The 24,363-nt window shown below is 66.9% G+C and carries 23 protein-coding genes; 13 read left to right on the top strand and 10 right to left on the bottom strand.

What is annotated here, in order from left to right; genetic code table 11:
• Window position 1 precedes the first annotated feature (1 nt).
• Window positions 2-1,720, top strand: a complete 1,719-nt coding sequence (locus tag CCX87_RS00260; RefSeq protein ID WP_087742923.1) for a putative bifunctional diguanylate cyclase/phosphodiesterase — start codon at window positions 2-4, stop codon at window positions 1,718-1,720.
• A gap of 136 nt (window positions 1,721-1,856) precedes the next feature.
• Here CCX87_RS00260 and pssA read toward each other — a convergent pair whose 3' ends face one another.
• Together pssA and CCX87_RS00250 are read right to left on the bottom strand one after the other, a co-directional pair.
• Window positions 1,857-2,483 (bottom strand): CDP-diacylglycerol--serine O-phosphatidyltransferase, encoded by a 627-nt coding sequence (gene pssA / locus CCX87_RS00255; RefSeq protein ID WP_087742922.1) that lies wholly within the window; start codon window positions 2,481-2,483, stop codon window positions 1,857-1,859.
• A 113-nt stretch (window positions 2,484-2,596) separates the two neighbouring features.
• Window positions 2,597-4,717 carry an acetoacetate--CoA ligase gene (locus CCX87_RS00250; RefSeq protein WP_087742921.1) on the bottom strand — a complete coding sequence of 707 codons (2,121 nt, stop codon included), beginning with the start codon at window positions 4,715-4,717 and terminating at the stop codon, window positions 2,597-2,599.
• Between the two features lie 156 nt (window positions 4,718-4,873).
• Here CCX87_RS00250 and CCX87_RS00245 point away from each other — a divergent pair, with 156 nt between their 5' ends.
• The 3 genes from CCX87_RS00245 to CCX87_RS00235 all read left to right on the top strand — a co-directional run bounded on the left by CCX87_RS00245 (window position 4,874) and on the right by CCX87_RS00235 (window position 8,313).
• The gene (locus CCX87_RS00245) at window positions 4,874-6,160 is read left to right on the top strand and encodes a solute carrier family 23 protein (protein WP_087742920.1); all 1,287 of its coding nucleotides are present in this window, start codon (window positions 4,874-4,876) and stop codon (window positions 6,158-6,160) included.
• A 120-nt stretch (window positions 6,161-6,280) separates the two neighbouring features.
• Window positions 6,281-7,798: an acetyl-CoA hydrolase/transferase family protein gene (locus CCX87_RS00240; RefSeq protein WP_087742919.1), complete on the top strand. Its 1,518-nt coding sequence runs from the start codon at window positions 6,281-6,283 to the stop codon at window positions 7,796-7,798.
• Between the two features lie 92 nt (window positions 7,799-7,890).
• Window positions 7,891-8,313 (top strand): hotdog fold thioesterase, encoded by a 423-nt coding sequence (locus CCX87_RS00235; RefSeq protein WP_087742918.1) that lies wholly within the window; start codon window positions 7,891-7,893, stop codon window positions 8,311-8,313.
• A 34-nt stretch (window positions 8,314-8,347) separates the two neighbouring features.
• Here the strand turns inward: CCX87_RS00235 and CCX87_RS00230 are convergent, their stop codons facing one another.
• Entirely contained in the window at window positions 8,348-8,914 is a 567-nt protein-coding gene (locus CCX87_RS00230; protein ID WP_086910900.1) for a cob(I)yrinic acid a,c-diamide adenosyltransferase, read from the bottom strand.
• 166 nt (window positions 8,915-9,080) lie between these two features.
• Between CCX87_RS00230 and CCX87_RS00225 the strand changes: the two genes are divergently transcribed.
• The 7 genes from CCX87_RS00225 (at window position 9,081) to phnE (ending at window position 15,062) form a co-directional block, all read left to right on the top strand.
• Window positions 9,081-9,437: a calcium-binding protein gene (locus tag CCX87_RS00225; RefSeq protein ID WP_087742917.1), complete on the top strand. Its 357-nt coding sequence runs from the start codon at window positions 9,081-9,083 to the stop codon at window positions 9,435-9,437.
• A 150-nt stretch (window positions 9,438-9,587) separates the two neighbouring features.
• Entirely contained in the window at window positions 9,588-11,012 is a 1,425-nt protein-coding gene (locus tag CCX87_RS00220; RefSeq protein WP_087742916.1) for an FAD-binding oxidoreductase, read from the top strand.
• 174 nt (window positions 11,013-11,186) lie between these two features.
• On the top strand, window positions 11,187-11,519 hold the full coding sequence (locus CCX87_RS00215; RefSeq protein WP_087742915.1) for a YnfA family protein: 333 nt from the start codon (window positions 11,187-11,189) through the stop codon (window positions 11,517-11,519).
• Between the two features lie 87 nt (window positions 11,520-11,606).
• A complete protein-coding gene (locus tag CCX87_RS00210; RefSeq protein WP_087742914.1) occupies window positions 11,607-12,479 on the top strand; it encodes a putative selenate ABC transporter substrate-binding protein in 873 nt (290 codons plus the stop codon).
• A gap of 66 nt (window positions 12,480-12,545) precedes the next feature.
• On the top strand, window positions 12,546-13,376 hold the full coding sequence (locus CCX87_RS00205) for a phosphonate ABC transporter ATP-binding protein (protein WP_087742913.1): 831 nt from the start codon (window positions 12,546-12,548) through the stop codon (window positions 13,374-13,376).
• 22 nt (window positions 13,377-13,398) lie between these two features.
• Window positions 13,399-14,253, top strand: coding sequence for a PhnE/PtxC family ABC transporter permease (locus tag CCX87_RS00200; protein WP_087742912.1), 855 nt, complete (start codon window positions 13,399-13,401; stop codon window positions 14,251-14,253).
• The gene (phnE, locus tag CCX87_RS00195; protein ID WP_087742911.1) at window positions 14,250-15,062 is read left to right on the top strand and encodes a phosphonate ABC transporter, permease protein PhnE; all 813 of its coding nucleotides are present in this window, start codon (window positions 14,250-14,252) and stop codon (window positions 15,060-15,062) included. The genes CCX87_RS00200 and phnE overlap by 4 nt, the downstream gene beginning before the upstream one ends.
• Before the next feature lie 192 nt (window positions 15,063-15,254).
• Here the strand turns inward: phnE and CCX87_RS00190 are convergent, their stop codons facing one another.
• On the bottom strand, window positions 15,255-16,517 hold the full coding sequence (locus CCX87_RS00190) for an MFS transporter (protein ID WP_087742910.1): 1,263 nt from the start codon (window positions 16,515-16,517) through the stop codon (window positions 15,255-15,257).
• A 65-nt stretch (window positions 16,518-16,582) separates the two neighbouring features.
• Here CCX87_RS00190 and CCX87_RS00185 point away from each other — a divergent pair, with 65 nt between their 5' ends.
• Window positions 16,583-17,467 (top strand): AraC family transcriptional regulator, encoded by an 885-nt coding sequence (locus tag CCX87_RS00185; RefSeq protein WP_087742909.1) that lies wholly within the window; start codon window positions 16,583-16,585, stop codon window positions 17,465-17,467.
• Between the two features lie 197 nt (window positions 17,468-17,664).
• A complete protein-coding gene (locus CCX87_RS00180; RefSeq protein ID WP_087742908.1) occupies window positions 17,665-18,285 on the top strand; it encodes a flavin reductase family protein in 621 nt (206 codons plus the stop codon).
• Here the strand turns inward: CCX87_RS00180 and CCX87_RS00175 are convergent.
• The 6 genes from CCX87_RS00175 to mnmG all read right to left on the bottom strand — a co-directional run bounded on the left by CCX87_RS00175 (window position 18,263) and on the right by mnmG (window position 24,318).
• Complete coding sequence (locus tag CCX87_RS00175; protein WP_087742907.1) at window positions 18,263-19,039, bottom strand: class I SAM-dependent methyltransferase; 777 nt, start codon at window positions 19,037-19,039, stop codon at window positions 18,263-18,265. The genes CCX87_RS00180 and CCX87_RS00175 overlap by 23 nt on opposite strands.
• A 28-nt stretch (window positions 19,040-19,067) precedes the next feature.
• Window positions 19,068-20,060: a ParB/RepB/Spo0J family partition protein gene (locus CCX87_RS00170; protein ID WP_087742906.1), complete on the bottom strand. Its 993-nt coding sequence runs from the start codon at window positions 20,058-20,060 to the stop codon at window positions 19,068-19,070.
• Between the two features lie 5 nt (window positions 20,061-20,065).
• Window positions 20,066-20,605: an RBBP9/YdeN family alpha/beta hydrolase gene (locus CCX87_RS00165; RefSeq protein WP_087742905.1), complete on the bottom strand. Its 540-nt coding sequence runs from the start codon at window positions 20,603-20,605 to the stop codon at window positions 20,066-20,068.
• 34 nt (window positions 20,606-20,639) lie between these two features.
• Complete coding sequence (locus tag CCX87_RS00160) at window positions 20,640-21,452, bottom strand: ParA family protein (protein WP_087742904.1); 813 nt, start codon at window positions 21,450-21,452, stop codon at window positions 20,640-20,642.
• 137 nt (window positions 21,453-21,589) lie between these two features.
• On the bottom strand, window positions 21,590-22,285 hold the full coding sequence (gene rsmG, locus CCX87_RS00155; RefSeq protein WP_369825281.1) for a 16S rRNA (guanine(527)-N(7))-methyltransferase RsmG: 696 nt from the start codon (window positions 22,283-22,285) through the stop codon (window positions 21,590-21,592).
• A gap of 2 nt (window positions 22,286-22,287) precedes the next feature.
• On the bottom strand, window positions 22,288-24,318 hold the full coding sequence (gene mnmG / locus CCX87_RS00150) for a tRNA uridine-5-carboxymethylaminomethyl(34) synthesis enzyme MnmG (protein ID WP_087742902.1): 2,031 nt from the start codon (window positions 24,316-24,318) through the stop codon (window positions 22,288-22,290).
• Between the last annotated feature and the right edge of the window lie 45 nt (window positions 24,319-24,363).

Below are 24,363 nucleotides of genomic sequence, written 5' to 3'. Positions count from 1 at the left end.
GATGGAACAGACATCCAACGAAGAAGCCCTTGCCATGGCTGCGCTGGACGCCGCGCCGGATGGCATCCTCATCGTGGATGACACCGGCACCATTCTCAAGGTCAACCCGGCCACCGAGCTGCTGACCGGCTACAGCCCCGAGGAGCTGACAGGCCAATCGATCAGCGTGTTCCTGCCCCAGCACATGCGCAGCAAGCACAACCATCTGGTCAAGAGCTTTTTTTTGCACCCGGTTTCGCGGCCCATGGGCATGGTCAGCCAGCTGCAACTGCTGCGCAAGGACGGCCAGTCGGTGCCCGTCGACATCTCCCTGGGGCACTGCACCATGGACGACCGCTCGGCGGCGGTGGTGTACATGCGCGACATGACCGAGATGAAACGCCTGCAGGAAGACATGCACTACCAGGCCACGCACGACGGGCTCACGGGACTGTCGAACCGGTGGATGTTCATGCAGCATTTCGAACAGGCCATCCAGCGCGCACGGCGCAGTGGTCGGATGATGGCACTCTTGCTGCTCGACCTCGACGAATTCAAGGACGTCAACGATTCCCACGGTCATGCGGCGGGCGACCAGGTGCTGATCGAGGTGGCGCGCAGGCTGCGCAGTAGTTTGCGCACGGGCGATGTGATTGCCCGGCTGGGTGGTGACGAGTTCACAGTGCTGCTGCCCGATGTGCCATCGATGGACCATGCGCTCCAGGTCGCACAGAAGCTGCAGCGCAGCCTGTCGGCGCGCTGCCAGCTCAAGATGGGTGAAGTCAGCCTGAGTGCCAGCATCGGCATTGCCGCGTTCCCTGACGATGCGCACGACTCGGGCACGCTGATGCGCTTTGCCGACATGGCCATGTATGCGGCCAAGGCCCAAGGGCGAGGCACGCACGCCGTGTACCGGCACGAAATGAGCGAAGCACTGAGCCAACGCAGCCAGATGCACGAGCGGCTCAAACGCGCCGTCGAAACACAGGCCCTCGAACTGCACTACCAGCCCCAGGTGGATGTGAGCACGGGAAGCATTGTGGGCGTAGAGGCGCTGCTGCGCTGGCACGATGCCGAGCTGGGGAACGTGCCGCCGGATCGCTTCATTCCGGTCGCCGTGTCCACCGGCCTGATTCACCCGCTGGGCGACTGGGTGCTGGAGACCGCTTGCCGCCAGGCGGCCGAATGGGCAGACAACGGAACACCGGTGCGCGTTTCGATCAACCTGTCGGCGCAGCAATTTCGCCAGACGCAGTTGCCGACGCGGCTGCAGCAATTGCTCGCCCAATACGGCACGCGCGCCGAGTTGATCGAACTGGAGATCACCGAGACCGAAGCCATGGCCGACCCCGATACGGCGCACCAGGTATTCACCAGGCTTTGCGCTTTGGGCTTCAGCATTGCGCTGGACGATTTTGGCACCGGCTACTCATCGCTGTCTTACCTGCGCCTGCTGCCGGTGTCGCGCCTGAAGATCGACCGCGAGTTCATCCGCCAGGTCCTGCACAAAGACCACGATGCCGTGCTGGTGCGCGCCGTGATCGCTATGGCCCACACCCTGGGCCTGCCCGTCGTGGCGGAAGGCGTGGAAGACGCCGCGCAATTGGCGTTCCTGCACAGCAACGGATGCGAAAGCTACCAGGGCTGGCACTTCGCCAAGGCACTGCCTGCGGTCGACATCTCTCGCATGCTCGGTGGCACCAGCCGCATGACCGCGTTGGAACAGCGCTACTTTGCCTAGCGATTGGCACATTCAAAATCAACTGCAGCGCTTTCTGCATCAGCACCTAGCGCTTATTTTTTGATAGCCGCCACATACGCACGCTGCCACCAGCCATAGCAAGCCCAATGTGCCGCAGGTGGCTTTGAATCTGGCCTCAGAGCTTCGGAATGCGAATCCGGCTGATCATCAGCGAGCCCGACAGCGCAAACAGCAGCACCAGCGGGTGCAGCGTGAAGCCGCCGATCAGCAGCTTGCCGAACCACAGGTGTTCGCGCACCGCGCCCAGGTAGCCCGCCAGCGCCAGCAGCCCCACCAGCACGATAGAGGTGGGGATGGGCGTGCCTTCGAAGTATTTGACCTTGCCGTCGTCGCCCGCCAGCGACTCGGCCGTGACGTTGTAGCGCGCCAGGCGCGACACACCACAGGCCACAAAGTAGGCCAGCACGATGCGGTCGTAAAGCCCCTGCATGCCGCAGCCATAGGCAATGATGGCCGGGGCCACGCCGAACGAAATCACGTCGGCCAGCGAGTCGAGCTCGCGGCCCATGGCCGAGCTTTTCTGACGCCAGCGCGCGATGCGGCCATCGAACACGTCAAAGATCAGCGCGGCCAGCACCAGGGCGCAGGCAAAGTAGATGTGCACCACATCGCTGGTCTCCAGGTACGACATCACCGAAAACAAGGCCCCCACGCCGCAGATTGCGTTACCCAGCGTGAACCAGTCGGCGAGGTGGAACTCGCGAATCATCGAAAAGCGCTTGGGGTGGGAAGGGGTGGTCATGGGCAAATCTCTCCTGCGGGGTCGCGCATTATGGCGGCGCGCTTGGGGCGTAGCACCTCACAGTGTGCCCCTCCCGGGGCCCCTTGTGTATAAGACATGGCCGCCTCTTGGGATCACACCGCCCGGCCCTTGCGCTCCGCCGCGAACGCCACATACCAATCGAGGCACTGAGGGTTGGCCATCGCGTCCTTGTTCACCACCTTCTCGATAGGCTGGCCCAGCAGCAGTTTCTTGATGGGCAGCTCCTGCTTTTTGCCGCTCAGGGTGCGCGGCACCTCGGCCACGGCAAAGATGTCGTCGGGCACAAAACGCGGGCTCAGTGCGGTGCGGATGGCCGCGTTGATGCGCTCGCGCAGGGCATCATGGAGCGCGTGGCCGGGGCGCAGCACCACGAACAGCGGCATGTAGCTCTCGCGGCCCAGGTATTCCAGGTCCACCACCAGGCTGTCGATCACTTCGGGCAGCGCCTCCACCGCGCTGTAGATCTCGCTCGTGCCCATGCGCAGGCCGTGGCGGTTGATGGTGGCATCAGAGCGGCCGTAGATCACGCAGCCGCCGTTGGCGCCGATCTTGAGCCAGTCGCCATGCCGCCACACCGCGCCCATGCTCGCGGGGCCGTCGCCACCGCCGGGCTGGCGACCGTGGCCTGCGGGGTACATGTCGAAGTAGCTCGACAGGTAGCGGCTGCCGTCCTGGTCGCCCCACAGGTAGAGCGGCATCGACGGGATCGGCTGCGTGCACACCAGCTCGCCCACCGCGTTCATCACCGGCTGGCCCTCGGCGTCCCACGATTCCACGGCGGCGCCCAGCATGCGGCATTGCATCTCACCGGGCACCTGCGGCAGCTCGCGGTGGCCGCCGAGGAAGGCGCCGCAAAAATCGGTGCCCCCGGAGATGTTGTTCCACCAAATGTCGGGGTGCGGCTCTGCGCCTGCCTGCGCCGGCGCGGACAGCCCGGCGGTGGCGGGCGTGTTGCCTGCCACGCCACGAATCAACCTGAACTGCGCCGTGCCCCAGGCCTGGACTTCGGGCGAGAGCGGCGAGCCGGTGGTGCCCAGCGCACGGATGCGCGAGAGGTCGCCGCAATCTGTCAGCACCAGCCCGGCCTTCATGCAGTTGGCATAAAAGGCCGCGCCGGCGCCGAAGTAGGTCACACCGGTCTCACAGGCAAAGCGCCAGAGCACGCCCCAGTCGGGGTGTTCCTTGCTGCCGCCGGGGTTGCCGTCGAAGATCACGCAGGTGGAGCCCGCCAGTAGCCCGCCGACCTGGGCGTTCCACATCACCCAGCCGGTGGAGCTGTACCAGTGGTAGCGCTCGCCCAGGCTGTTGGGCGCGTAGCTGCAGCCAATGTCGTTGTGCAGCGCGCCCAGTTGCATCTGCACCAGCACCATGCCGCCGTGGCCGTGCACGATGGGCTTGGGCAGCCCCGTGGTGCCACTCGAATAGACCACCCAGAGCGGGTGGTCGAACGGCAGCCACAGCGGTTCGAAAGCCGCGGTTTCTGCATCATTTTGGGCTGTAGCGCTTGTCCAGCAAGCGCAATCAGCTACTGAAACAGTAGCATCCAGATTACCCAGCAGCAGCGTGTGCTGCACGCTGGGCAGGGCCGCGCGCAGCTCGGCCAGCACGGCCAGGCGGTCGTGGTCGCGGCCGCCGTAGGTCACGCCGTCCACGGCGATCAGCACCTTGGGCTCGATCTGGCGGAAGCGGTCGAGCACGGCATGCGTGCCCATGTCGGGGGCGCAGATGCTCCACACGCCGCCAATGCTGACGGTGGCCAGAAAGGCCACCACGGCCTCGGGCACGTTGGGCAAATAGGCGGCCACACGGTCGCCGGGCTGCACGCCCTGGGCCTTGAGGTGCAGCGCCAGCGATGCCACCTGGCGGCGCAGTTCGGGCCAGCTCAACTCGCGGTGCTGGTGCTTTTCGTTGCCGCTGACGATGGCCGGCAGGCCGGCCGCGTCGGCCGCATCGGCATGGCGCAGCACCTGCCGCGCGTAGTTGACCTGTGCGCCAGGAAACCACTGCGCACCGGGCATGGTGTTTTTGGCCAGCACGGCGCTGTGCGGCGTGGGCGACTGCAGGTCGAAATAGTCCCACATGCTTTGCCAGAAGGCATCGAGGTCGGTCACGGACCAGCGCCACAGGGCGTCATAGTCGGCAAATTGCAGGCCGCGCTGCTCGCGCAGCCAGTTTTGGTAGAGGCGAATCTGGGGAACGTAGGGAATAGTCATGCCGGCAAGCGTAGAACGCCCTGCTCGCTTGGCGCCACGGGGTTTTACCGCGTGCCCAGTCGCTGGCGTGACAGCCCAACTGCCGCGCCGGCAACGCCGGCCAGGCGCGCAAATCCCCTACCATGCACGACCTCAATTCACAACGGAGAAATATCCATGGGCTTCATGACCTGGAGGGAGAAAAGCGCCGACGCGCTGCAGCAGGGCGGCGTGATCGCGCCCGACGAACGCCTGCCTTGGCCGCAAACGGCCGTGATGGGCGTGCAGCACGTGATTGCGATGTTTGGCGCCACGGTGCTGGCGCCCATCCTGATGGGGTTCGACCCCAATCTGGCCATTTTGATGAGCGGCATCGGCACGCTGATCTTCTTTCTCATCACCGGCGGCAAGGTGCCCAGCTACCTGGGTTCGAGCTTTGCCTTCATCGGCGTGGTGATTGCGGCCACGTCCTATGCCGGCAAGGGGCCCAACGCCAACATCGGGCTGGCGCTGGGCGGCATCATCGCCTGCGGCGCGTTGTACACGCTGGTGGGCTTCATCGTGCAGGTGGTGGGCACGGGCTGGATCGAGCGCTTCATGCCTCCCGTGGTCACCGGCTCGGTGGTGGCGGTGATCGGCCTGAACCTGGCGGGCATCCCCATCAAGAACATGGCGGCCAGCAACTTTGACAGCTGGATGCAGGTGGTCACCTTCGTCAGCGTGGGCCTGGTGGCCGTGCTCACGCGCGGCATGGTGCAGCGCCTTTTAATTCTGGTGGGCCTGATCGTGGCCAGCGTGATCTATGCCGTGCTGACCAACGGCATGGGCCTGGGCAAGCCGCTCGACCTCTCAGCCGTGCTGGCCGCGCCCTGGGTGGGCATGCCCGGCTTTTCGGCGCCGGTGTTCAGCGCGCCGGCCATGCTGCTGATCGCTCCGGTGGTCATCATTCTGGTGGCCGAGAACCTGGGCCACATCAAGGCCGTCACGGCCATGACCGGCAAGAACCTGGACCAGTACATGGGCCGCGCCTTCATTGGCGACGGCATTGCCACCATGGTCAGCGGCAGCGCCGGCGGCACCGGGGTGACCACCTATGCCGAGAACATCGGCGTGATGGCGGCCACCAAGATCTATTCCACCGCCGTGTTCCTGGTGGCGGCGCTGATCGCCATCGTGCTGGGTTTCAGCCCCAAGTTCGGTGCCGTGATCCAGGCCATTCCGTTACCAGTGATGGGCGGCGTCTCCATCGTGGTGTTCGGCCTGATTGCCGTGGCCGGCGCCAAGATCTGGGTGGACAACAAGGTCGATTTTTCGCAGAACAAGAACCTGATCGTGGCCGCGATCACGCTCATCCTGGGCACGGGCGACTTCACGCTGAAGTTCGGCCAGTTCGCGCTGGGCGGCATCGGCACCGCCACGTTTGGCGCCATCCTGCTGTACGCGCTGCTCAACCGCAAGGGCTGATGGCACAAGGCCGGCACCACGGGTAAACCCTGATAATCCGAGACGGCCCGGCTAAAATCAGCGGGTTTACCTGGCGCGCCGTGCGCGCCGGCGCCCATTCACCGTTGCGGAGTTTCCCCCATGTCCCTGGCCGATCGGGTACGCCACCCTGCCTTTCTTCAACGTGTCATGTCGGCCGAAGAGGCGGCGGCGCTGATTCCCACGGGTGCCAACGTCGGCATGAGCGGCTTCACCGGCGCCGGCTACCCCAAGGCAGTGCCCCAGGCCATTGCGACCCGTGCCAAGGCCGAGCACGCGGCCGGAAAGCCCTACAAGATCAACGTCTGGACGGGCGCCTCGACCGCCCCCGAGCTCGACGGAGCCCTGGCCGAGTCTCAGGCCATCGGCCAGCGCCTGCCTTTCAACACCGACCCCATCGCGCGCAAGGCCATCAACGCGGGTGAGATCGACTTCATCGACATGCACCTGTCACATGTTGCCCAGCATGCATGGTTTGGCTTTCTCGGCCCACTGCACATTGCGGTGATCGAGGTGCTGGGCGTGACGGCCGACGGCCTGCTGATCCCCGCAGCGGCCGTGGGCAACAACAAGACCTGGCTGGAGATTGCCGACCAGGTGATCCTCGAAGTCAACACCAAGCCCTCGGCCAAGATGGAAGGCATGCACGACATCTACTACGGCACGGCCATTCCGCCGCGCCGCGTGCCCATCAACATGACCCATGCGGACGACCGCATCGGCCAGCCCTACCTGCGCGTGGACCCGGCCAAGGTGATTGCCGTGGTGGAAACCCACAAGGGCGACCGCGACAACGTGTTTGCCACGCCGGACGAGAGCTCCAACAAGATTGCCAGCTACATCATCGACTTTCTCGCGCACGAGATGAAGATGGGCCGCTTACCGAAGGAAATGCTGCCCATCCAGTCGGGCGTGGGCAACGTGGCCAACGCCGTGCTGGCCGGCCTGCTGCATGGGCCGTTCGAGAACCTGCTGGGCTTTACCGAGGTGCTGCAGGACGGCATGCTAGACCTGCTGCGCGCCGGCAAGATGAGCAAGGCATCGGCCACCGCGATCTCGCTGTCCAAAGGCGCCTATGAGGACTTCGAGAAGAACATCGATTTTTACCGCGAGCGCATCATCCTGCGCCCGCAAGAAATCAGCAACCACCCCGAGCTGGTGCGCCGCCTGGGCATCATCGCCATGAACTCGATGATCGAGGCAGACATCTACGGCAACATCAACTCCACCCACCTGATGGGCACGGGCATGATGAACGGCATTGGCGGCTCGGGCGACTTTGCGCGCAACGGCTACCTGTCGTTCTTTGTGACGCCCTCGGTGGCCAAGGACGGTGCCATCAGCTGCATCGTGCCCATGGTCTCGCATGTGGACCACACCGAGCACGACACACAGATCATCGTCACCGAACAAGGCCTGGCCGACCTGCGCGGCCTGTCGCCGCGCCAGCGCGCAAAGGTCATCATCGACCGCTGCGCGCACCCCGATTTCCGCGCGCAGCTGCAGGACTACTTCGACCGCGCACGCGCCCAGGGGCCGCAGCACACGCCGCACATCCTCAGCGAGGCACTGTCGTGGCATGAACGCTTCGTCCAAACCGGTAGCATGCACCCGGCCTGACCCTGGGGCGGCAGGCGGCGCCAGACCCCTGGAACTTGTTTACGCTCGCTCTACGGAATCACACCCGCGCCACCCCCGCATCAAGGAGCCCCATGTCCATCTGGAAAAAACCCATTTCGCTGTCTCTGCTCAACGAGACCAACGCCAACACCGCCGCCACGCACCCGGGCATCGAAATCACCGCGGTGGGCGACGATTACCTGTGCGGCCGCGTGCCGGTGGACGAGCGCACGCGCCAGCCCTTTGGCATCCTGCACGGCGGCGTGAGCGTGGTGCTGGCGGAAACGCTGGGGTCGATTGGCGCCTTTTATGCCTGCCCCGAAGGCCACCGCGGCGTGGGGCTGGACATCAATGCCAACCATATCCGCGCAGCCAGCAGCGGCTGGGTCACCGGCACAGCGCGTGCCGTGCACATTGGCCGCACCACGCAGGTGTGGCAGATCGACATGGTCAACGACGCGGGTGAGCTGACCTGCGTGTCCCGCATCACCATGGCCATCCTGGCGCCACGCTGAGCGGCGGACTGACTGGCGCGCTGCCGCGTTAACCCTATTCAGTGGCAGCGCGCGCGAGGCGCTCGCTCTTCCAGTACACGTCGTCGCCACCATCCATGCGGTTGAGCACGCGCGACAGCACGAACAGCAAATCGGACAGCCGGTTGAGGTAGTGGCGCGGGGTTTCGCGCACGGCCTCCTGCTTGCCCAGCGCCACCACGGCGCGCTCGGCGCGGCGTGCCACGGTGCGGCACACATGGGCCTGGGCGGCGGCGCGCGTGCCGGCAGGCAGGATGAATTCCTGCAGGCGCGGCAACGCGGCGTTGTAGTGCGCCAGCGCCTCATCGAGCTGCAGCACGGCCTCGTCCTTGAGCAGCTCGAAGCCCGGAATCGACAGCTCGCCCCCGAGGTTGAACAGCTGGTGCTGCACATCGATCAGCAGCTCGCGCACATCCTGCGGCATCGGCTCGCACAGCAGCAGGCCCAGGTGCGAGTTGAGTTCGTCCACATCCCCCATGGCATGCGGACGTGGGCTGTCTTTGGACACGCGCGTGTTGTCGCCCAGGCCCGTCGAGCCGTCGTCGCCGGTGCGCGTGGCGATCTGTGTAAGTCGGTTGCCCATAGGTGCTCCTTGTTCTCCAGCGCGCATTGTCCATGAGAGCCTGTTTACGCTCTTACACCAGGCTGGCAAATGTTGGCTGGGGCAACAGCAGGCAAAACTGCTGGCCACGCCCGGCGTGCTGCGGTGCAATGAAACCCTGTTCAACTTTGACGGAGTTCTACATCCCATGAAAGCCATTCAACGCCGCACCTTTGCCTTTGAAGCCCGCAGCGTCATGCTGTTCACAGCACTCACGCTGGGCGGCGCCGCTGCCCTGCAGGCCCAGACCGCACCGGCCGCAGCGCCCAAGGCACAAGGGGGGCCCTCCTACGGACCCGCCACGTCTTCCCTCAACCCCGGCACGCCCACCGCCACGGGCTCTGCCGCCGCCGCAGCCTTTGACCGCGCCGACGCCAATCGCGACGGCAAACTCAGCGCCGATGAAGCCGCCATGCTGCCGGCCATTGGCAACCGCTTCGAGCAGCTCGACACCGACCGTGACGGCAGCCTGTCGCGCACCGAGTTCGACAAGGGCGCCAGGTAACGGATAACGGCCCGAGAAACGCCGGCGGCGCGATCGCCGCCACTCCCTTCGATAGCGTGAAAGCGTAGCGCCGTGGTGAGGCTTCCTGCCCCATCACGGCGCCCGGACGGGTGCCCGGTGGTATTCTTTTGCGTTACCCGGAGATCGCCCATGAACGCCCCCACCGCCGCCTCGCACCTGCTGCCCACCATCCATCTGCGCGACGTGCCGCAAGCGCTGATTGACGCGCTGCAAAGCCGCTTTGGCGCGCAGTGCTCGCTGGCCCAGGCCGTGCGCGAGCAGCATGGGCGCGACGAAGGCTCGCTGCAGGCCCCACCGCCCTCGGCCGTGGTGTTTGCCGAAAGCACGCGCGACGTGCAGGACGCCGTGGCGCTGGCCAGCCAGTACGAAGTGCCGGTGATTCCCTACGGCGCGGGCTCGTCGCTCGAAGGCCACCTGCTGGCCGTGCAGGGCGGCATCAGCATCGACCTGGGCCGCATGAACCGGGTGCTCAGCGTCAACGCCGACGACCTTACCGTGACGGTGCAGCCTGGCATCACGCGCAAAGCATTGAACGAGGCCATCAAGGACACCGGCCTGTTCTTCCCCATCGACCCCGGCGCCGACGCCAGCATTGGCGGCATGTGCGCCACGCGCGCCAGCGGCACCAACGCCGTGCGCTACGGCACCATGCGCGAAAACGTGCTGGCGCTCGAAGTGGTCACCGCCAGCGGCGAAGTCATCCGCACCGGCACGCGCGCCAAGAAAAGCGCCGCCGGCTACGACCTCACGCGCCTGATGGTGGGCAGCGAAGGCACGCTGGGCGTGATCACCGAAGTGACGGTGCGCCTGTACCCGCTGCCCGAGGCCGTCAGCGCCGCGATCTGCTCGTTCCCGAGCATCGAGGCCGCCGTGCGCACCACCATCCAGACCATCCAGCTCGGTGTGCCGATTGCGCGCGTGGAGCTTATCGACCGCCACAGCGTGCGCATGGTCAACGCGCACAGCAAGCTCAGCCTGCGCGAAGAGCCCATGCTGCTGATGGAGTTCCACGGCTCGCCCGCCAGCGTGAAAGAACAGGCCGAAACCGTGCAGGAGATCGCCGCGGAATGGGGTGGCAATGCCTTTGAATGGGCCAGCACGCCCGAAGAGCGCACGCGCCTGTGGACCGCGCGGCACAACGCGCTGTTTGCCGCCCTGCAAAGCCGGCCCGGCTGCAAGGCCCTCAGCACCGACACCTGCGTGCCCATCAGCCGCCTGGCCGACTGCCTGCTCGACTCGGTGGCAGAAGCCGAGGCCAGCGGCATCCCCTACTTTCTCGTCGGCCATGTGGGCGACGGCAACTTCCACTTCGGCTACCTGCTCGACCCCAACATCCCACAAGAGCGCGTCACCGCCGAGGCCCTGAACCACCAGCTGGTGGCGCGCGCGCTCAGCATGGGCGGCACCTGCACCGGCGAGCACGGCGTGGGCCTGCACAAAATGGGCTTTCTGCTCGACGAAACCGGCGCCGGCGCGGTGGACATGATGCGCGCCATCAAACGCGCGCTGGACCCGAAGAACATCCTGAATCCGGGCAAGATTTTTGCGCTGTGAGCGCAAGCCAAAGCATCCGCCGGTTACTCATCTTTTGATAGCTATTAGCGCTTTATACACAAGCGTTTCAGTCACTTTTGGCACTTAAAATCAGGCATTACCAAGGCGCACGATGGCCCTGCGGTCCTTGCGCCATGCTGGCCCCCGTTTGCAGCGCCCAACGCAGTCAAAACCATGCCAGAAACAAAAACCGTTCTGCTCTTTCTTGTGACTGCGCTGGCAGAAATTGTGGGCTGCTATCTGCCCGGCCTTTGGCTCAGCCACGGCAAAAGCGCATGGTTGCTCGTGCCTGGCGCGTTGAGCCTGGCGGCCTTCGCCTGGCTTTTGTCGCTGCACCCCACGGCGTCCGGGCGGGTGTATGCAGCCTATGGCGGCGTCTATGTCTTCGTGGCCATTGTCTGGCTGTGGGTGGTGGACGGAGTTCGCCCCACGCCATGGGACATTGCCGGCGCGGCACTGGCGCTTGCGGGCATGGGGGTCATCATGTTCGCCCCCCGAGGCGCCTGAACATCGAGGGCCATCTGTGGGGTGGCGCCACGGCGGCCAAACCCGCGACAATCACCGGCCCATCGGCCCCACATTCTGGAAACCCCCATGACCTGTTCTTCTCCTTCGACCCGCACCTTCATCAAAGCAGTGCTGGCCGGCGCCGCCATGGCCCTGGCCGGCCTGGCGCAGGCCCAGGCGGTGTTCAAGATCACGGCGATTCCCGACGAATCGCCCACCGAGCTGGCGCGCAAGGCCGCGCCGCTGGTGAAATACCTGGAGCAGAAACTGGGCACCAAGGTGGAGTTCACCCCGGTGTCCGACTACGCCGCCGCCGTGGAGGCGCTGGCCAACAAACAGGTGGACATGGCCTGGTACGGTGGCTTCACCTTTGTGCAGGCCAGCATCCGCTCGGGCGGCAAGGTGGTGCCGCTGGTGCAGCGCGAAGAGGATGAAAAATTCCGTTCGGTCTTCATCACCAGCGACCCGGCCATCCAGTCGCTGGCCGACCTGAAGGGCAAGACCGTGAGCTTTGGCTCGCAGTCCAGCACCTCGGGCCACCTGATGCCGCGCAGCTATCTGCTGCAGGCCCAGATCGACGCCGACAAGGACTTCCGGCGCGTGGCCTACTCGGGCGCGCACGACGCCACCATTGCCGCCGTCGCCTCGGGCAAGGTGGACGCGGGGGCGCTCAACATCTCGGTGTGGGAAAAGTTCGTGGCCGACAAGAAGGTGGACACCGGCAAGGTGAAGGTGATCTTCACCACCCCGGCCTACTTTGACTACAACTGGACCGTGCACAGCGACATGCCCGCGGCTCAGCGCGAAAAGCTCACCAAGGCGTTTCTGGACCTGAACCGCAACACCCCCGAAGGCAAGGACATTCTGGACCTGCAGCGCGCCACGCGCTTCATTCCCACCCAGGCCAGCAACTACAAGGGCATCGAAACCGCAGCGCGCAGCGCGGGCCTGATCAAGTGAAGGTGATTGCTCTGCTTTTGATAGCTACTAGCGCTTATCAATCAAGCGCTACAGCCTGATTTGACTATGAAACTGGTGCTGCACAACTCCACCGTGCGCCACCCGGCCGCACGCGCCGGTGCACCAGCAGCGCTGCGCGGCCTGGATCTGGTGGTGGCGCAGGGCGAGCAACTGGCCGTGATCGGCCCTTCGGGCGCGGGCAAGACCACGCTGCTGCAGCTGCTGGCCTGCGCACAGCGGCCCGATCAGGGCAGCTTGCAGCTCGATGGGATCGACCCCTGGGCATTGCCGCGCCGCGCATTGCAGCGCCTGCGCGGCCGCCTGTTTCTCGCGCCCCAGGTGCCGCCGCTGCCACCCCGGCAGCGCGTCGTCACGGCGGTGCTGGCGGGGCGCCTGCCGCATGAGAGCCTGTGGGCCAGTGTGCGCAGCCTGGTCTATCCCACCGGCATCGCGCTGGCCGAGGCTGCGCTGGCGCATTTTGACGTGGCCGACAAGCTGTTCGACCGGGTGGACCGGCTCTCGGGCGGCGAGCGCCAGCGGGTGGGCCTGGCCCGGGCGCTGGCCTCGCAGGCCAGCCTGTTGCTGGTGGACGAGCCCCTGTCCGCGCTCGACCCGGCGCGCGCGCAGCAGGCGCTGGCCTCGCTCACGCAGGCGGCCCATGAGCGCGGGGCCACGCTGGTCGCCACGCTGCACCATGTGGACATGGCCTTGGCGCATTTCCCGCGCGTGATCGGGCTGCGCGACGGCGCGCTGGCCTTTGACCTGCCTGCAGCGCAGGTGACGCCCGCGCACCTGCACCAGCTGTATGCGCAGCACCTGGACGAGCTGGCAGCAACGGCGCCGCCCGCCCCGGATGCGCCCGTGCCTGCGGCACCCGTGCCCATGCAGTGCCGCTAGCGCATGGTGCATTTCGTCTGCCATGTCGTCTGATCTGCCTGCACCCCACGGCACAAGCCGCCCGCCCGAACGGCGTGACCCGGCCTGGCGCGGCCGCGTGGCCGGGGCCGTGGTGGCGCTGGTGCTGCTGTGGCCGATGCTGGTGCTCACCGAGTTCAAGCCCTGGCTGCTGCTGGCGCCGGATGCGCTGAAACCCTCGTTGCGCTTTCTGGCCGATTTCGTGCCGCCCCGGTGGGACGCCGAGTTTCTGGCCCTGGTGGCGCGCGAGACCTGGCGCACCGTGGCCATTGCCACCGCAGGCCTCACGCTGGCGCTGGTGCTGGCCGTGCCGCTGGCGCTGCTGTCGGTTCGGGTGCTGTCCCTCTCGGCGCTGACCGGCCCCATGGCGCCGCTGCCGGCGCTGGTGCGGCTGTTGGTGCGCTGGCTGCTGGTGGTGCTGCGCAGCGTGCCCGAGCTGATCTGGGCCCTGGTGTTTGTGCGCGTGGTGGGGCTGGGCCCCACGGCTGGCGTGCTGGCCATTGCGCTCACCTTTGCCGGCATGCTGGGCAAGGTGTATGCCGAAATTCTGGACAGTGCCGAGCCCCATGCCGCCGCCAGCCTGCTGCGCAATGGCAGCGGCCGGCTGCAGGCCTTTTTGTATGCACTGCTGCCGCAAAACGCCGCCGAGCTGACCAGCTACACGGTGTACCGCTGGGAATGCGCGATCCGCTCGTCGGCCGTGCTGGGCTTTGTGGGCGCGGGCGGGCTGGGCCAGCAGATGGATGCCTCGATGAAGATGTTCGAGGGCGCCGAGGTGGCCACCATGCTGCTGGTGTTCATGGCGCTGGTCTGGCTGGCAGACCGCATCAGCGCCTGGTTGCGGCAAAGGCTGGCATGAACACGCACCGCGCTCCAGCGCCCCGGCCCTTCGCCAACCGCTGCCTGGCCTGCTGGTGCGTGGCCGCCGCGGCGCTGGCGCTGGTGGGCCTGAGTTTTTGGTCACTCGATCTGCAGTGGGCGCAGTTTGTATCCGCCCCGGCGCTGGCCAAGATGGGCCGGTTTCTGGCCGAGCTGCTTCAGCCCGAAACCAGCCCGGTGTTTCTGCAAAAACTGCTGTGGGCCACGCTGGAGACGCTGGCCATGTCGGCGCTGGGCACCTTGCTGGCGGTGCTGCTGGGCCTGGGGCTGGCCCTGCCCGCCAGCAAGACGTTTGAGGGTGACCCGGCACGCTGGCGCGGCCCCACGCGGCTCGTGCTCAACGCCCTGCGCAGCATTCCCGAACTGGTGTGGGCCACATTGCTGCTGATCGCGGCCGGGCTGGGGCCGTTTGCCGGCACACTGGCGCTGGCGCTGCACACCTCGGGCGTGCTGGGCCGCCTGTTTGCCGAAGCCATCGAAAACGCCCCGCCGGGCCCGGGCTTTGCCCTGCGCGTGCGCGGGGTGGCCAGCAGCCGCGTGTTCCTGTACGCCACCCTGCCCCAGGTGCTGCCGCAGTTGCTGAGTTACACGCTGTACCGCTGGGAAAACAACATCCGCGCCGCCGCCGTGCTGGGCGTGGTGGGGGCCGGCGGGCTGGGGCAGATGCTGGCGTTCCACATGGGGCTGTTCCAGATGGGTGAAACCAGCAGCGTGCTGGTCGCCATGCTGGCGCTGGTGGCGCTGGTGGATGCACTGAGCTTTGCCAGCCGGCGCTGGCTGGCTATCTGACACAAATTTGCTATTATTTTAATAGCTTGTTGCGCTTGATGGGCGTGCGCCAGAGCCACTTTTCATTCAAATCCCTGCCGGTACGGTTTGCGTTCAATCGGATAACCAGGCGGGGCGCCGCAGACAGTGCTGTCGTACGTGCAGCACGGCAAGGCGACCCAACGACTTTAGACGTTTGAAGGCCCTACCGCATCAGGCCGCCACTGCGGCAGAGCGCCGCAGCCGTGCCGCCACGCCCACGCCCACCAGCGCGGCAGACACCACGCTCAGCGCCAGCGTGATGGCCGAGCCGTAAAAGATGCCCGAGGTCATGCCCCGGTCGAGCAGGGCGCCAAACACCGGCGCGGCCAGGCAAAAGCCCAGGTCCAGCCCCGAATACACCGTGCCATACACGCGGCCGGTGGCGCCCGGCGGGGCGGCGCGCTTGATGAGCATGTCGCGCGACGGGCTTGCCAGGCCGGTGCCGACGCCGGCCAGCGCCGCCACCACCACCGCCGCCATGCCGGGCAGCCAGCCCGTGCCCACCAGCACCAGCAGGGCGGCCGAGGCCAGCAGGCACACCGAGATCACCTTCTCCAGCCGCTGCACGCGGCCCACCAGAAAGCCGCCCACCACCATGCCCGCCGCGCCGCACAGCATGTAGCCGGTGACCACCAGGGCCGTCACGCTCAGCGGCAGGCCATACATGCTCTGCAGCGCGGGGCTGGCAAAGCTCTGGATGGCGCTCAGCGCGCAGGTGCTCCAGAAAAAGAACGAAAAGCACAGCCACACCGAGGGCAGCTTGAGGAAGGCCATCGGATGCTCGTCGGCCACGGCCTTGGCGCCGGGGGCCTGGTGCGCCCAGCTGCCCTGGCGGTCGTCCAGCGCGTCGCGCTGCCACACCATGACGGCCAGCACCACCAGCGCCAGCAGCGCGCCGCACAGGCAGGCCGCCCGCCACGAGCCCGTGGCCGTGGCAATGCCGGCCATGAACACCGGCGCCGTGGCCCAGCCCAGGTTGCCGCTGATGCCGTGCACCGAAAAACCATGGCCCAGGCGCTGCGGCGACACGCGCTTGTTGAGGATGGTGAAGTCCACCGGGTGGAACGGCGCATTGCCCAGCCCCGCCAGCGCCGCCGCCAGCAGCAGCCCCGCATAGCCCTGCGCCGTGCCCGCCGCCAGGCCGGCGGCGGCAAAGCTCGACAGCGCAAAAAACAGCACCGGGCGCGCGCCCACGCGGTCCACCAGAAAGCCCGACAGCGCCTGGCCCACGCCCGAGATCACAAAAAACACCGACACCAGCAGGCCCAGCTCGGAATAGCTGTAGCCAAACTCGCCAATCAGCCACGGAAACAGCGGCGGCAGCAGCATGTGAAAAAAATGCGAACTGCCATGCGCCAGGCCAATCAGGCCGATGGTGCGGGCGTCCTGCCGCAGGGGAACGGCGCTGGGTGCGCCAGGGGATGCTTGGGTCATGGCTGTGATCTTAGGCAAGCCGGCCACGGCAGGTTTACGATAGCCTGCCAACTTCTATCGCCAACATGCCAAAAGCAGCCCCGCCCGCAGACACCGCACCGCCATCGCGCCCCCGGCGGGCGCTGTCGTATGTGGATTCGCTCACGCCGCACCTGTTTGTGCCCAGCGCCGAGCGCCCGGTGCGCGCCAAGGTGCGCCAGCTGGCGGCCGACACGCAGGTGATGCCGCACAGCCACCCGTGGGCGCAGGTGGCCATCTCGACCACGGGCGTGATCCGGCTCACGGTGGACCGCGGCACCTACATCGTTCCGCCCTCGCGCGCGCTGTGGATTCCGCCCGGCGTGGAACATGCCGTGACCATGGTGGAAGACGCCGATCTGCGCACGCTGTATTTCCACCAGCCGCGCGGCCGCTGCGGGCCGGACGTGCCGCGCCACGAAGAGGCCGCCTGGCGCCAGTGCCGCGTGCTGGAGGTGTCCGACCTGCTGCGCGCCCTGGTGCGCGAACTGCCCACCACGCCCGACGATGGCCCCGCCCCCAGCGCCGACGAACGCACGCGCGAACGCCACCTCAACGCCCTGGTGCTGGGCGAGTTGCGCCGCGCCGCCGCCGTGAAGCTGGGCGTGGACCTGCCCCACGACAAGCGCCTGCGCCACCTGTGCGAGGCGGTGCTGGCCGACCCCACGCGCCACGCCACCTTGAGCGCGTGGGCGCAAGACACCGGCGCCAGCCCGCGCACCGTGGCGCGCCTGTTTCGCACCGAGCTCTCGAGCACCTTCACGCAGTGGCGCCAGCAGGTGATATTGGCCAAGGCCGTGTCGCTGGCCGCCGGCCGCATGCCCATGGGGCAAATCGCCGCCGAGCTGGGCTACAGCGCGAGCGCCTTCAGCGCCATGGTGCGCAAATCAGTGGGCCAGCCGCCAGGGCGATTTCTGGGGGCGGCGCGCTGATGCGTATGGCGCAGCTGGCCGGCATCACCCGGCCATGCTGCGCAGGCAATTCGGTGCTTTTTGCCCTTTAGCGCTTATGAATAAAGCGCCAACAGCTATCTAATTAATAGCAAACCATTCTCCGCATCCGGCGCTGCTGCAGAGTTTCCGGCGCCCGGGTATCGTCACCCCCTGCCCCCAACCAACGCCTCTGGCCCATGACCGCTGAAATCCACACCTACGACCCCCGCTTGGGCCACGGCCTGCCGCACGATCCGTTCAATGCCATCGTCGGCCCGCGCCCCATTGGCTGGATCTCCACGCAAGATGCCACCGGCGCGCTGAACCTGGCGCCCTACAGCTTCTTCAACGCCTTCAACTACGTGCCGCCCATCGTGGGCTTTGCCAGCATCGGCTACAAAGACACGCTGCGCAACATCGAGGCCACGGGCGAGTTTGTGTGGAACCTGGCCACGCGCGACCTGGCCGAAGCCATGAACCAGAGCTGCGCCGCCGTGCCGCCCGAGGTGAGCGAGTTCGCGCTGGCGGGGCTCACGCCCCTGCCCTCCGACAAAGTACGCCCGCCGCGCGTGGCCGAAAGCCCGGTCACCTTTGAATGCCGCAGCACGCAGATCCTGCAGCTGCAGGGCATCGACGGCGAAAAGGTGCCCACCTGGCTGGTGCTGGGCGAGGTGGTGGCCGTGCACATCGCCCGGGCGCTGCTGAAAGACGGCGTGTACGACACGGCGGGCGCCGGGCATATCCTGCGCGGCGGCGGACTGGCGGACTATTTCGCGGTGGGGCCGGAGCAGTTGTTCAAGATGTACCGGCCGCGCTGAGCGGCTGCCCCGCCCCGGCGGGGGCCGCAGGCATGCGGTACACCCACACCGGCCGGCCATCCGGTGCGTGCATTTGCGCATGGGGCAGCACGCCGGGCACGGCGAATTCCAGGCTCACCAGCCATGCGCCGGGTGCCATCTCGGCCTGGGCCTTGGCGGCGGCGCGGGCCATGCTCTCGGGGCGCTGGAACAGGTAAACCAGCTGGTAGCCGCTCCAGTCGGCCCGCCAGATATCGCCCTGCGCTACCCGCGCCCAGGGGCAGCGGCGGGCGCACAGCCAGCGCAGCGGGCGGCTCCACTCCAGCCCCTCCAGTCGGGCCAGGGGGTAGGCCTGGCGCAGCGCAATCAGGCCATCGCCCAGGCCGCAGCCCGCGTCGAGCACGCGCGCGCCAGGCGCCAGCGGGGCACTGTCGGGCAGGTCATTGAGCGCGTCGGGCGGGGTGGGGAACAGCGGGGCGTCGCGCCAGGCATTCAGGGGATAAACCAGCAGCAGCAGGGTCAGCGGCACCAGCCAGGCCCAGGCGGGCAGGCCCGCCGCCCCCGTGAGGGCCAGCGACAGCGGAAACCCCGCCGCAATCAACCCCCGCCGCCACCAGGTGTCGCCCAGCAGGCTGGCCGCCGTGCCCAGGCCGCAGGCCAGCACCAGCGCCCATGCCGCAGGCAGGTGCGCGCGCTGCAAGGCCCCAAACAGCAGCCACGCCGCCGCCCAGGCCGCCAGTGCGGGCAAGGGCCAGGGGAAAAACCGGCGAGCCATCGGAGGCACGGGCCCTGCGCCGGGCCGGTCAGGCGTTGTTGCCGCGCAGCCGGTCGATGAGGCCGTTCAGGGCCTCCAGCGAGCCGAACTGGATGGACAGCTCGCCCATGTCTTCCATGCGGCCATTGCGTTTCACGCGTTTTTTCACGCGCACCTCGACCTCGGCCATGAGCAGGTCGGACAGCTCCTCTTCCACCCGCTTGAGGTCGCGCGATTTTTCCTGCTTGGGCCGCGTGGCAACCAGGTTGAACTCGGCGCCGATCTTTTTGACCAGGGCCTCGGCCTCGCGCACCGAGAGTTTTTTCGCCGCAATCTGGTTGCCCGCCGTGATCTGCGCGGCGCGGTCCAGCGCCAGCAGCGCGCGGGCGTGGCCCATGTCGATATCGCCGGCCATCAGCATGGTCTGCACGGGATCGGCCAGGTTCAAGAGGCGCAGCAGGTTGCTGGCGGCGCTGCGCGAGCGGCCCACGGCCTGCGCGGCCTGCTCGTGGGTGAGGCCGAACTCGCGCACCAGGCGCTGCAGGCCCTGGGCTTCTTCGAGCGGGTTGAGGTCTTCGCGCTGGATGTTCTCGATGAGCGCCATGGCGGCGGCCGACTCGTCGGGCACGTCGCGCACCAGCACCGGAACGGCATCGAGGCCCGCCAGCCGCGACGCCCGAAAACGCCGCTCGCCCGCGATGATTTCGTACAACGGCCCGTCTGGGCTGAGGGCGCCCAGCGCCGGCGATGGCCCCTGCGCTGCCCGCTCCTGGCGGCGCAGCAGGGCTTGTTCGTCGCTCAGGCGCCGAACCAAAATGGGCTGCATGATGCCCTGCGCCTTGATGCTTTCGGCCAGCTCGTACAACGCACCCTCGTCCATGCGCGTGCGCGGCTGGTAGGCGCCGGGCACCAGCGCGCTCAGGGGCAGGCTGCTGGGCAGGCCGGCATCGGCCGCCTGGGCCTTTTCAACCACTTCGGCAACCTTGGGGCCCAGCAGGGCTTCGAGTCCGCGGCCGAGGCCCTTGGGTTTTTTGGTGACCATGTTCGTCAATCTTTCAAAAGGGTGCGCAGCAGGTGGTGGCCCTCGGGCCAGTCGCCCAGGCCGGATTCGGCGTTGAGGTGGCCCCGCTCGCCGCAATCGACAAAGCGCGCGCCCCAGGCCTGTGCCAGGCCTTGCGCGCGCTCAAAGCTGCAATACGGGTCGTTGCGGCTGCCGACCAGCACGGTGGGGAACGGCAGCGCCTGGCGCGCGATGGGCGACCAGCCGTGGATTTGCGCGGCCAGGTCGGGCCGCTCCACATCGCCAGGGGCCACCAGCAGCGCGCCCTGCACGCGGTGGGCGTTGGGCGAATGCGCCGCCCACCAGGCGGTGAGAATGCAGCCCAGGCTGTGCGCCACCAGCACCACGGGGCCGTCAGCATCGACCACGGTTTCTTCGAGCCGCGCCGACCAGTCGCCACGCAGCGGGCGCATCCAGTCGTGCTGCTCCACGCGGTGGTAGCCGTGGCAGGCCTCCCACAGGCTTTGCCAATGGTCGGGGCCGGAGTTCTGCCAGCCGGGCAGCAGCAGGATGTTGGAGGACTTCATTACTATTGATTTGATAGCTTCTAGCGCTTATCCATCAAGCTCTAGGCGTCGTTTTGGCTATGGAAGTTGTCGCAGCAGGCATGGTCCGCGCACGCTCGACCATCTCTTGCGCAAATTCGACAAACGCCTGGCTGCCCTTGGCCGCCGGGTCAAACACCACGCCCGGCAGGCCGTAGCTGGGCGCCTCGGCCAGGCGCACGTTGCGCGGGATCACGCTGTTGAACACCTTGTCGCCAAAGTGGCCCTTGAGCTGCTCGCTGACCTGCTGCTGCAGCGTGATGCGCGGGTCGAACATCACGCGCAGCAGGCCGATGATCTGCAGATCGGTGTTGAGGTTGGCGTGCACCTGCTTGATGGTGTTGACCAGATCGGTCAGGCCTTCGAGCGCGAAGTATTCGCACTGCATGGGCACGACCACGCCATGCGCGCTGCACAGGCCGTTGAGGGTGAGCATCGACAGAGACGGCGGGCAGTCGATGAGCACGAAGTCGTAGTCGGCATCCACCTCGGCCAGCGCGGCCTTGAGGCGCTTTTCGCGGTGCTCCAGCGCCACCAGCTCCACCTCGGCGCCGGCCAGCTCGCGGTTGGCGCCCAGCACCCAGTAACCGCATTTTTCCGCCAGCACCGCCGCCTCTTTGACCGAGGCGGATTCGAGCAGCACGTCGTACACCGAAAGCTCCAGGCTGCGCTTGTCCACGCCCGAACCCATGGTGGCATTGCCCTGGGGGTCCAGGTCCACCATCAGCACGCGCTGGCCGATCTTGGCCAAGCCGGCGGCGAGGTTGACGGTGGTGGTGGTCTTGCCAACGCCACCCTTCTGGTTGGCAACGCAAAAAATCTTGGCCATGTGGATGCTGTGGTGGTGGGGGTTGATGTGGAAATGGCCCGTTCGAAGCCCAAGCCGGCGCGCAAGGCGCTTGCCACATTCCAGCCTCAGTGCAATGGCTGCGGCGGCGGCGCCTCCCGGAGAACGATGCGGCGAGTTTAAGCCACGGGCGCTGTGGCCGGTTGCATCCAGACGATGCAGCGCTCGGCATCCAGCCCCGGCACGGTAAGCTGTTCCACGTGAAACACCTGCACGGCGGCGGGCAAGGCGGCGATTTCATCCGAAGGGTGCTTGCCCTTCATGGCCAGCCAGACACCGTGCGGCGCCATCAGCGCAGCCCGCGACCAGCCCACGAAGTCGGGCAGCGAAGCAAAGGCGCGGCAGCTGATGATGTCGAACGGTGTGGTCAAGGTCTCGACCCGAGCGTGCAGGCCGTGCAGGTTGCGCAGCTTCAGCGCCACCGCCGCCTGCTGGATGAACGCAGCTTTCTTGCCCACGGTATCCACACAGCTCACATCCACATCCGGGCAGCAGATGGAAAACACCACGCCGGGCAGGCCGCCACCCGAGCCCACGTCGAGCAAGCGCACGGGAGCAGGTGTGGGCACGCCGCCCTGCCGCAATGCCGCCACCTGGCGGCGCAGCGGCGCCACCGCCGCCAGGCTGTCGAGCAAATGGTGCGTCAGCATCTCCTGCGGGTCGCGCACGGCCGTCAGGTTGTAGACCTTGTTCCACTTTTGCAGCAGGGCCAGAAAGTCGAGCAGCTGGGTGATTTGCGCCTCGGCCAGGCCCAAGCCCAGCGCGTCCGCGCCCGCCTGCAGTTGCTGGCGCAAGGCATCGTTGTGCACTGCCATCGTCATGCCGCTATTTCCCCTTCTGCCTTCGCAGGGGTGTCCGGGACAACTGGGGCCACCGCAAACTCCTTGAACCCACCTTTCTTCAAATGCACCATCAGCAGCGAGATCGCCGCCGGCGTGATGCCCGTGATGCGGGAGGCATGGCCCAGGGTTTCGGGGCGGTGTCGGCTGAGCACCTGGCGCGCCTCGATGCTCAGCGCCGTGACCTGCATGTAGTCCAGCTCGGCCGGCAGGCGCAGTTTCTCGAAATGCGCGGCGCGCTCCACCTCGCCCTTCTGGCGGTCGATGTAACCCGCATACTTGGCGGCGATTTCCACCTGCTCCACCACCGGCTCGCTCAGGTCACCCAGCGTTTCACGTGAAACGTCCTTGGTCGCGTACTTGCCGCCATCCATCGACACCAGGTTGGCATAGTTCACATCGGGGCGGCGCAGCAACTCGAACAGGTTGTATTCATGCTCGATGCGCTTGCCCAGCACGCGCTCGGATTCCGCCGCTGGCAGGTTGCGCGGGTTCACCCAGGTGGCCTTGAGGCGCTCTGTTTCACGTGAAACCGCATCGCGTTTGCGGCTGAAGGCGTCCCAACGCGCATCGTCCACCAGCCCCATGCGGCGCCCCGCTTCGGTCAGGCGCATGTCGGCGTTGTCCTCGCGCAGCTGCAGGCGAAACTCGGCCCGGCTGGTGAACATGCGATAGGGCTCAGTCACGCCCTTGGTGATCAGGTCGTCCGCCAGCACACCCAGGTAGGCCTCGTCGCGGCCGGGCAGCCAGGCGCCGCCGAACGCATTGGGTTCGCCCTTGATCTCCCGGCACTGCAGCGCGGCGTTGATGCCGGCGAACAAGCCCTGGGCCGCCGCCTCTTCATAGCCTGTGGTGCCGTTGATCTGGCCGGCAAAGAACAGGCCCTGGATCTGGCGCGTCTCGAAGCTGCTCTTGAGCGAGCGCGGGTCGAAGTAGTCGTATTCGATGGCGTAGCCGGGGCGCAGGATGTGCGCATTCTCCAGCCCGGGCATGCTGCGCACCAGGTCGTACTGGATGTCGAACGGCAGGCTGGTGCTGATGCCATTGGGGTAGAACTCGTGCGTGGTCAGCCCCTCGGGCTCCAGAAAGATCTGGTGGCTGTCCTTGTCGGCAAAGCGGTTGATCTTGTCTTCCACGCTGGGGCAATAGCGCGGGCCCACGCCCTCGATCTTGCCGGTGAACATGGGGCTGCGGTCAAAGCCGCTGCGGATGATGTCGTGCGTGCGCTCGTTGGTGTGGGTCACCCAGCAAGGCACCTGCTTCGGATGCATCTGCGAATTGCCCATGAAACTGAACACGGGCACCGTGCCCTCGTTCACGCCGCCGGGCATGCCGTCGCCGGGCTGCTCGGTGCACTTCGAAAAGTCGATGCTGCGCCCGTCAATGCGCGGCGGCGTGCCGGTCTTCAGGCGGCCCTGGGGCAACTTCAGCTCCTTGAGGCGTGCCGACAGCGACACGGCGGGCGGGTCCCCTGCCCGGCCGGCGGCGTAATTGTTCAGGCCCACATGGATCTTGCCGTCCAGGAAAGTGCCCGCCGTCAGCACCACGGTGCGGCTGCGAAAGCGGATGCCCACCTGCGTGACGGCGCCCACCACGCGGTCGCCAGAACCGGTGGATTCCACCATCAGGTCGTCCACCGCCTGCTGGAACAGCCACAGATTGGGCTGGTTCTCCAACATGCGGCGGATGGCGGCCTTGTACAGAATGCGGTCGGCCTGCGCCCGCGTGGCGCGCACGGCCGGGCCCTTGCTGCTGTTGAGGATGCGGAACTGGATACCGCCCTCGTCGGTCGCCAGCGCCATGGCGCCACCCAGCGCGTCCACCTCTTTGACCAGGTGGCCCTTGCCGATGCCGCCGATGCTGGGGTTGCAGCTCATCTGCCCCAGCGTCTCGATGTTGTGGGTGAGCAGCAGCGTGCGTTGCCCCATGCGCGCAGCGGCCAGCGCGGCCTCGGTGCCTGCATGGCCACCGCCGACCACGATCACATCAAATTCCTGGGGATACAACATGGGACAACTCCAGGGCCACCGGCCCATAACCACACACGCACCAAA

The organism is Acidovorax sp. T1, from assembly GCF_002176815.1.
GTDB lineage: Bacteria > Pseudomonadota > Gammaproteobacteria > Burkholderiales > Burkholderiaceae_C > Acidovorax.
This window is presented reverse-complemented; position numbering and strand designations above follow the sequence as displayed.

Bases quoted from the DNA above. Each gene is read 5' to 3' on its own strand.
- CCX87_RS00190 (WP_087742910.1), bottom strand. From the start codon at position 16,517: ATGACCCAAGCATCCCCTGGCGCACCCAGCGCCGTTCCCCTGCGGCAG.
- mnmG (WP_087742902.1), bottom strand. From the start codon at position 24,318: ATGTTGTATCCCCAGGAATTTGATGTGATCGTGGTCGGCGGTGGCCAT.
- CCX87_RS00200 (WP_087742912.1), top strand. From the start codon at position 13,399: ATGTCGTCTGATCTGCCTGCACCCCACGGCACAAGCCGCCCGCCCGAA.
- CCX87_RS00235 (WP_087742918.1), top strand. From the start codon at position 7,891: ATGTCCATCTGGAAAAAACCCATTTCGCTGTCTCTGCTCAACGAGACC.
- phnE (WP_087742911.1), top strand. From the start codon at position 14,250: ATGAACACGCACCGCGCTCCAGCGCCCCGGCCCTTCGCCAACCGCTGC.
- CCX87_RS00175 (WP_087742907.1), bottom strand. From the start codon at position 19,039: ATGGCTCGCCGGTTTTTCCCCTGGCCCTTGCCCGCACTGGCGGCCTGG.
- CCX87_RS00165 (WP_087742905.1), bottom strand. From the start codon at position 20,605: ATGAAGTCCTCCAACATCCTGCTGCTGCCCGGCTGGCAGAACTCCGGC.
- CCX87_RS00240 (WP_087742919.1), top strand. From the start codon at position 6,281: ATGTCCCTGGCCGATCGGGTACGCCACCCTGCCTTTCTTCAACGTGTC.
- CCX87_RS00210 (WP_087742914.1), top strand. From the start codon at position 11,607: ATGACCTGTTCTTCTCCTTCGACCCGCACCTTCATCAAAGCAGTGCTG.
- CCX87_RS00205 (WP_087742913.1), top strand. From the start codon at position 12,546: ATGAAACTGGTGCTGCACAACTCCACCGTGCGCCACCCGGCCGCACGC.
- CCX87_RS00260 (WP_087742923.1), top strand. From the start codon at position 2: ATGGAACAGACATCCAACGAAGAAGCCCTTGCCATGGCTGCGCTGGAC.
- CCX87_RS00230 (WP_086910900.1), bottom strand. From the start codon at position 8,914: ATGGGCAACCGACTTACACAGATCGCCACGCGCACCGGCGACGACGGC.
- CCX87_RS00250 (WP_087742921.1), bottom strand. From the start codon at position 4,717: ATGACTATTCCCTACGTTCCCCAGATTCGCCTCTACCAAAACTGGCTG.
- CCX87_RS00180 (WP_087742908.1), top strand. From the start codon at position 17,665: ATGACCGCTGAAATCCACACCTACGACCCCCGCTTGGGCCACGGCCTG.
- CCX87_RS00185 (WP_087742909.1), top strand. From the start codon at position 16,583: ATGCCAAAAGCAGCCCCGCCCGCAGACACCGCACCGCCATCGCGCCCC.
- CCX87_RS00245 (WP_087742920.1), top strand. From the start codon at position 4,874: ATGGGCTTCATGACCTGGAGGGAGAAAAGCGCCGACGCGCTGCAGCAG.
- CCX87_RS00225 (WP_087742917.1), top strand. From the start codon at position 9,081: ATGAAAGCCATTCAACGCCGCACCTTTGCCTTTGAAGCCCGCAGCGTC.
- CCX87_RS00220 (WP_087742916.1), top strand. From the start codon at position 9,588: ATGAACGCCCCCACCGCCGCCTCGCACCTGCTGCCCACCATCCATCTG.
- CCX87_RS00170 (WP_087742906.1), bottom strand. From the start codon at position 20,060: ATGGTCACCAAAAAACCCAAGGGCCTCGGCCGCGGACTCGAAGCCCTG.
- rsmG (WP_369825281.1), bottom strand. From the start codon at position 22,285: ATGGCAGTGCACAACGATGCCTTGCGCCAGCAACTGCAGGCGGGCGCG.
- pssA (WP_087742922.1), bottom strand. From the start codon at position 2,483: ATGACCACCCCTTCCCACCCCAAGCGCTTTTCGATGATTCGCGAGTTC.
- CCX87_RS00215 (WP_087742915.1), top strand. From the start codon at position 11,187: ATGCCAGAAACAAAAACCGTTCTGCTCTTTCTTGTGACTGCGCTGGCA.
- CCX87_RS00160 (WP_087742904.1), bottom strand. From the start codon at position 21,452: ATGGCCAAGATTTTTTGCGTTGCCAACCAGAAGGGTGGCGTTGGCAAG.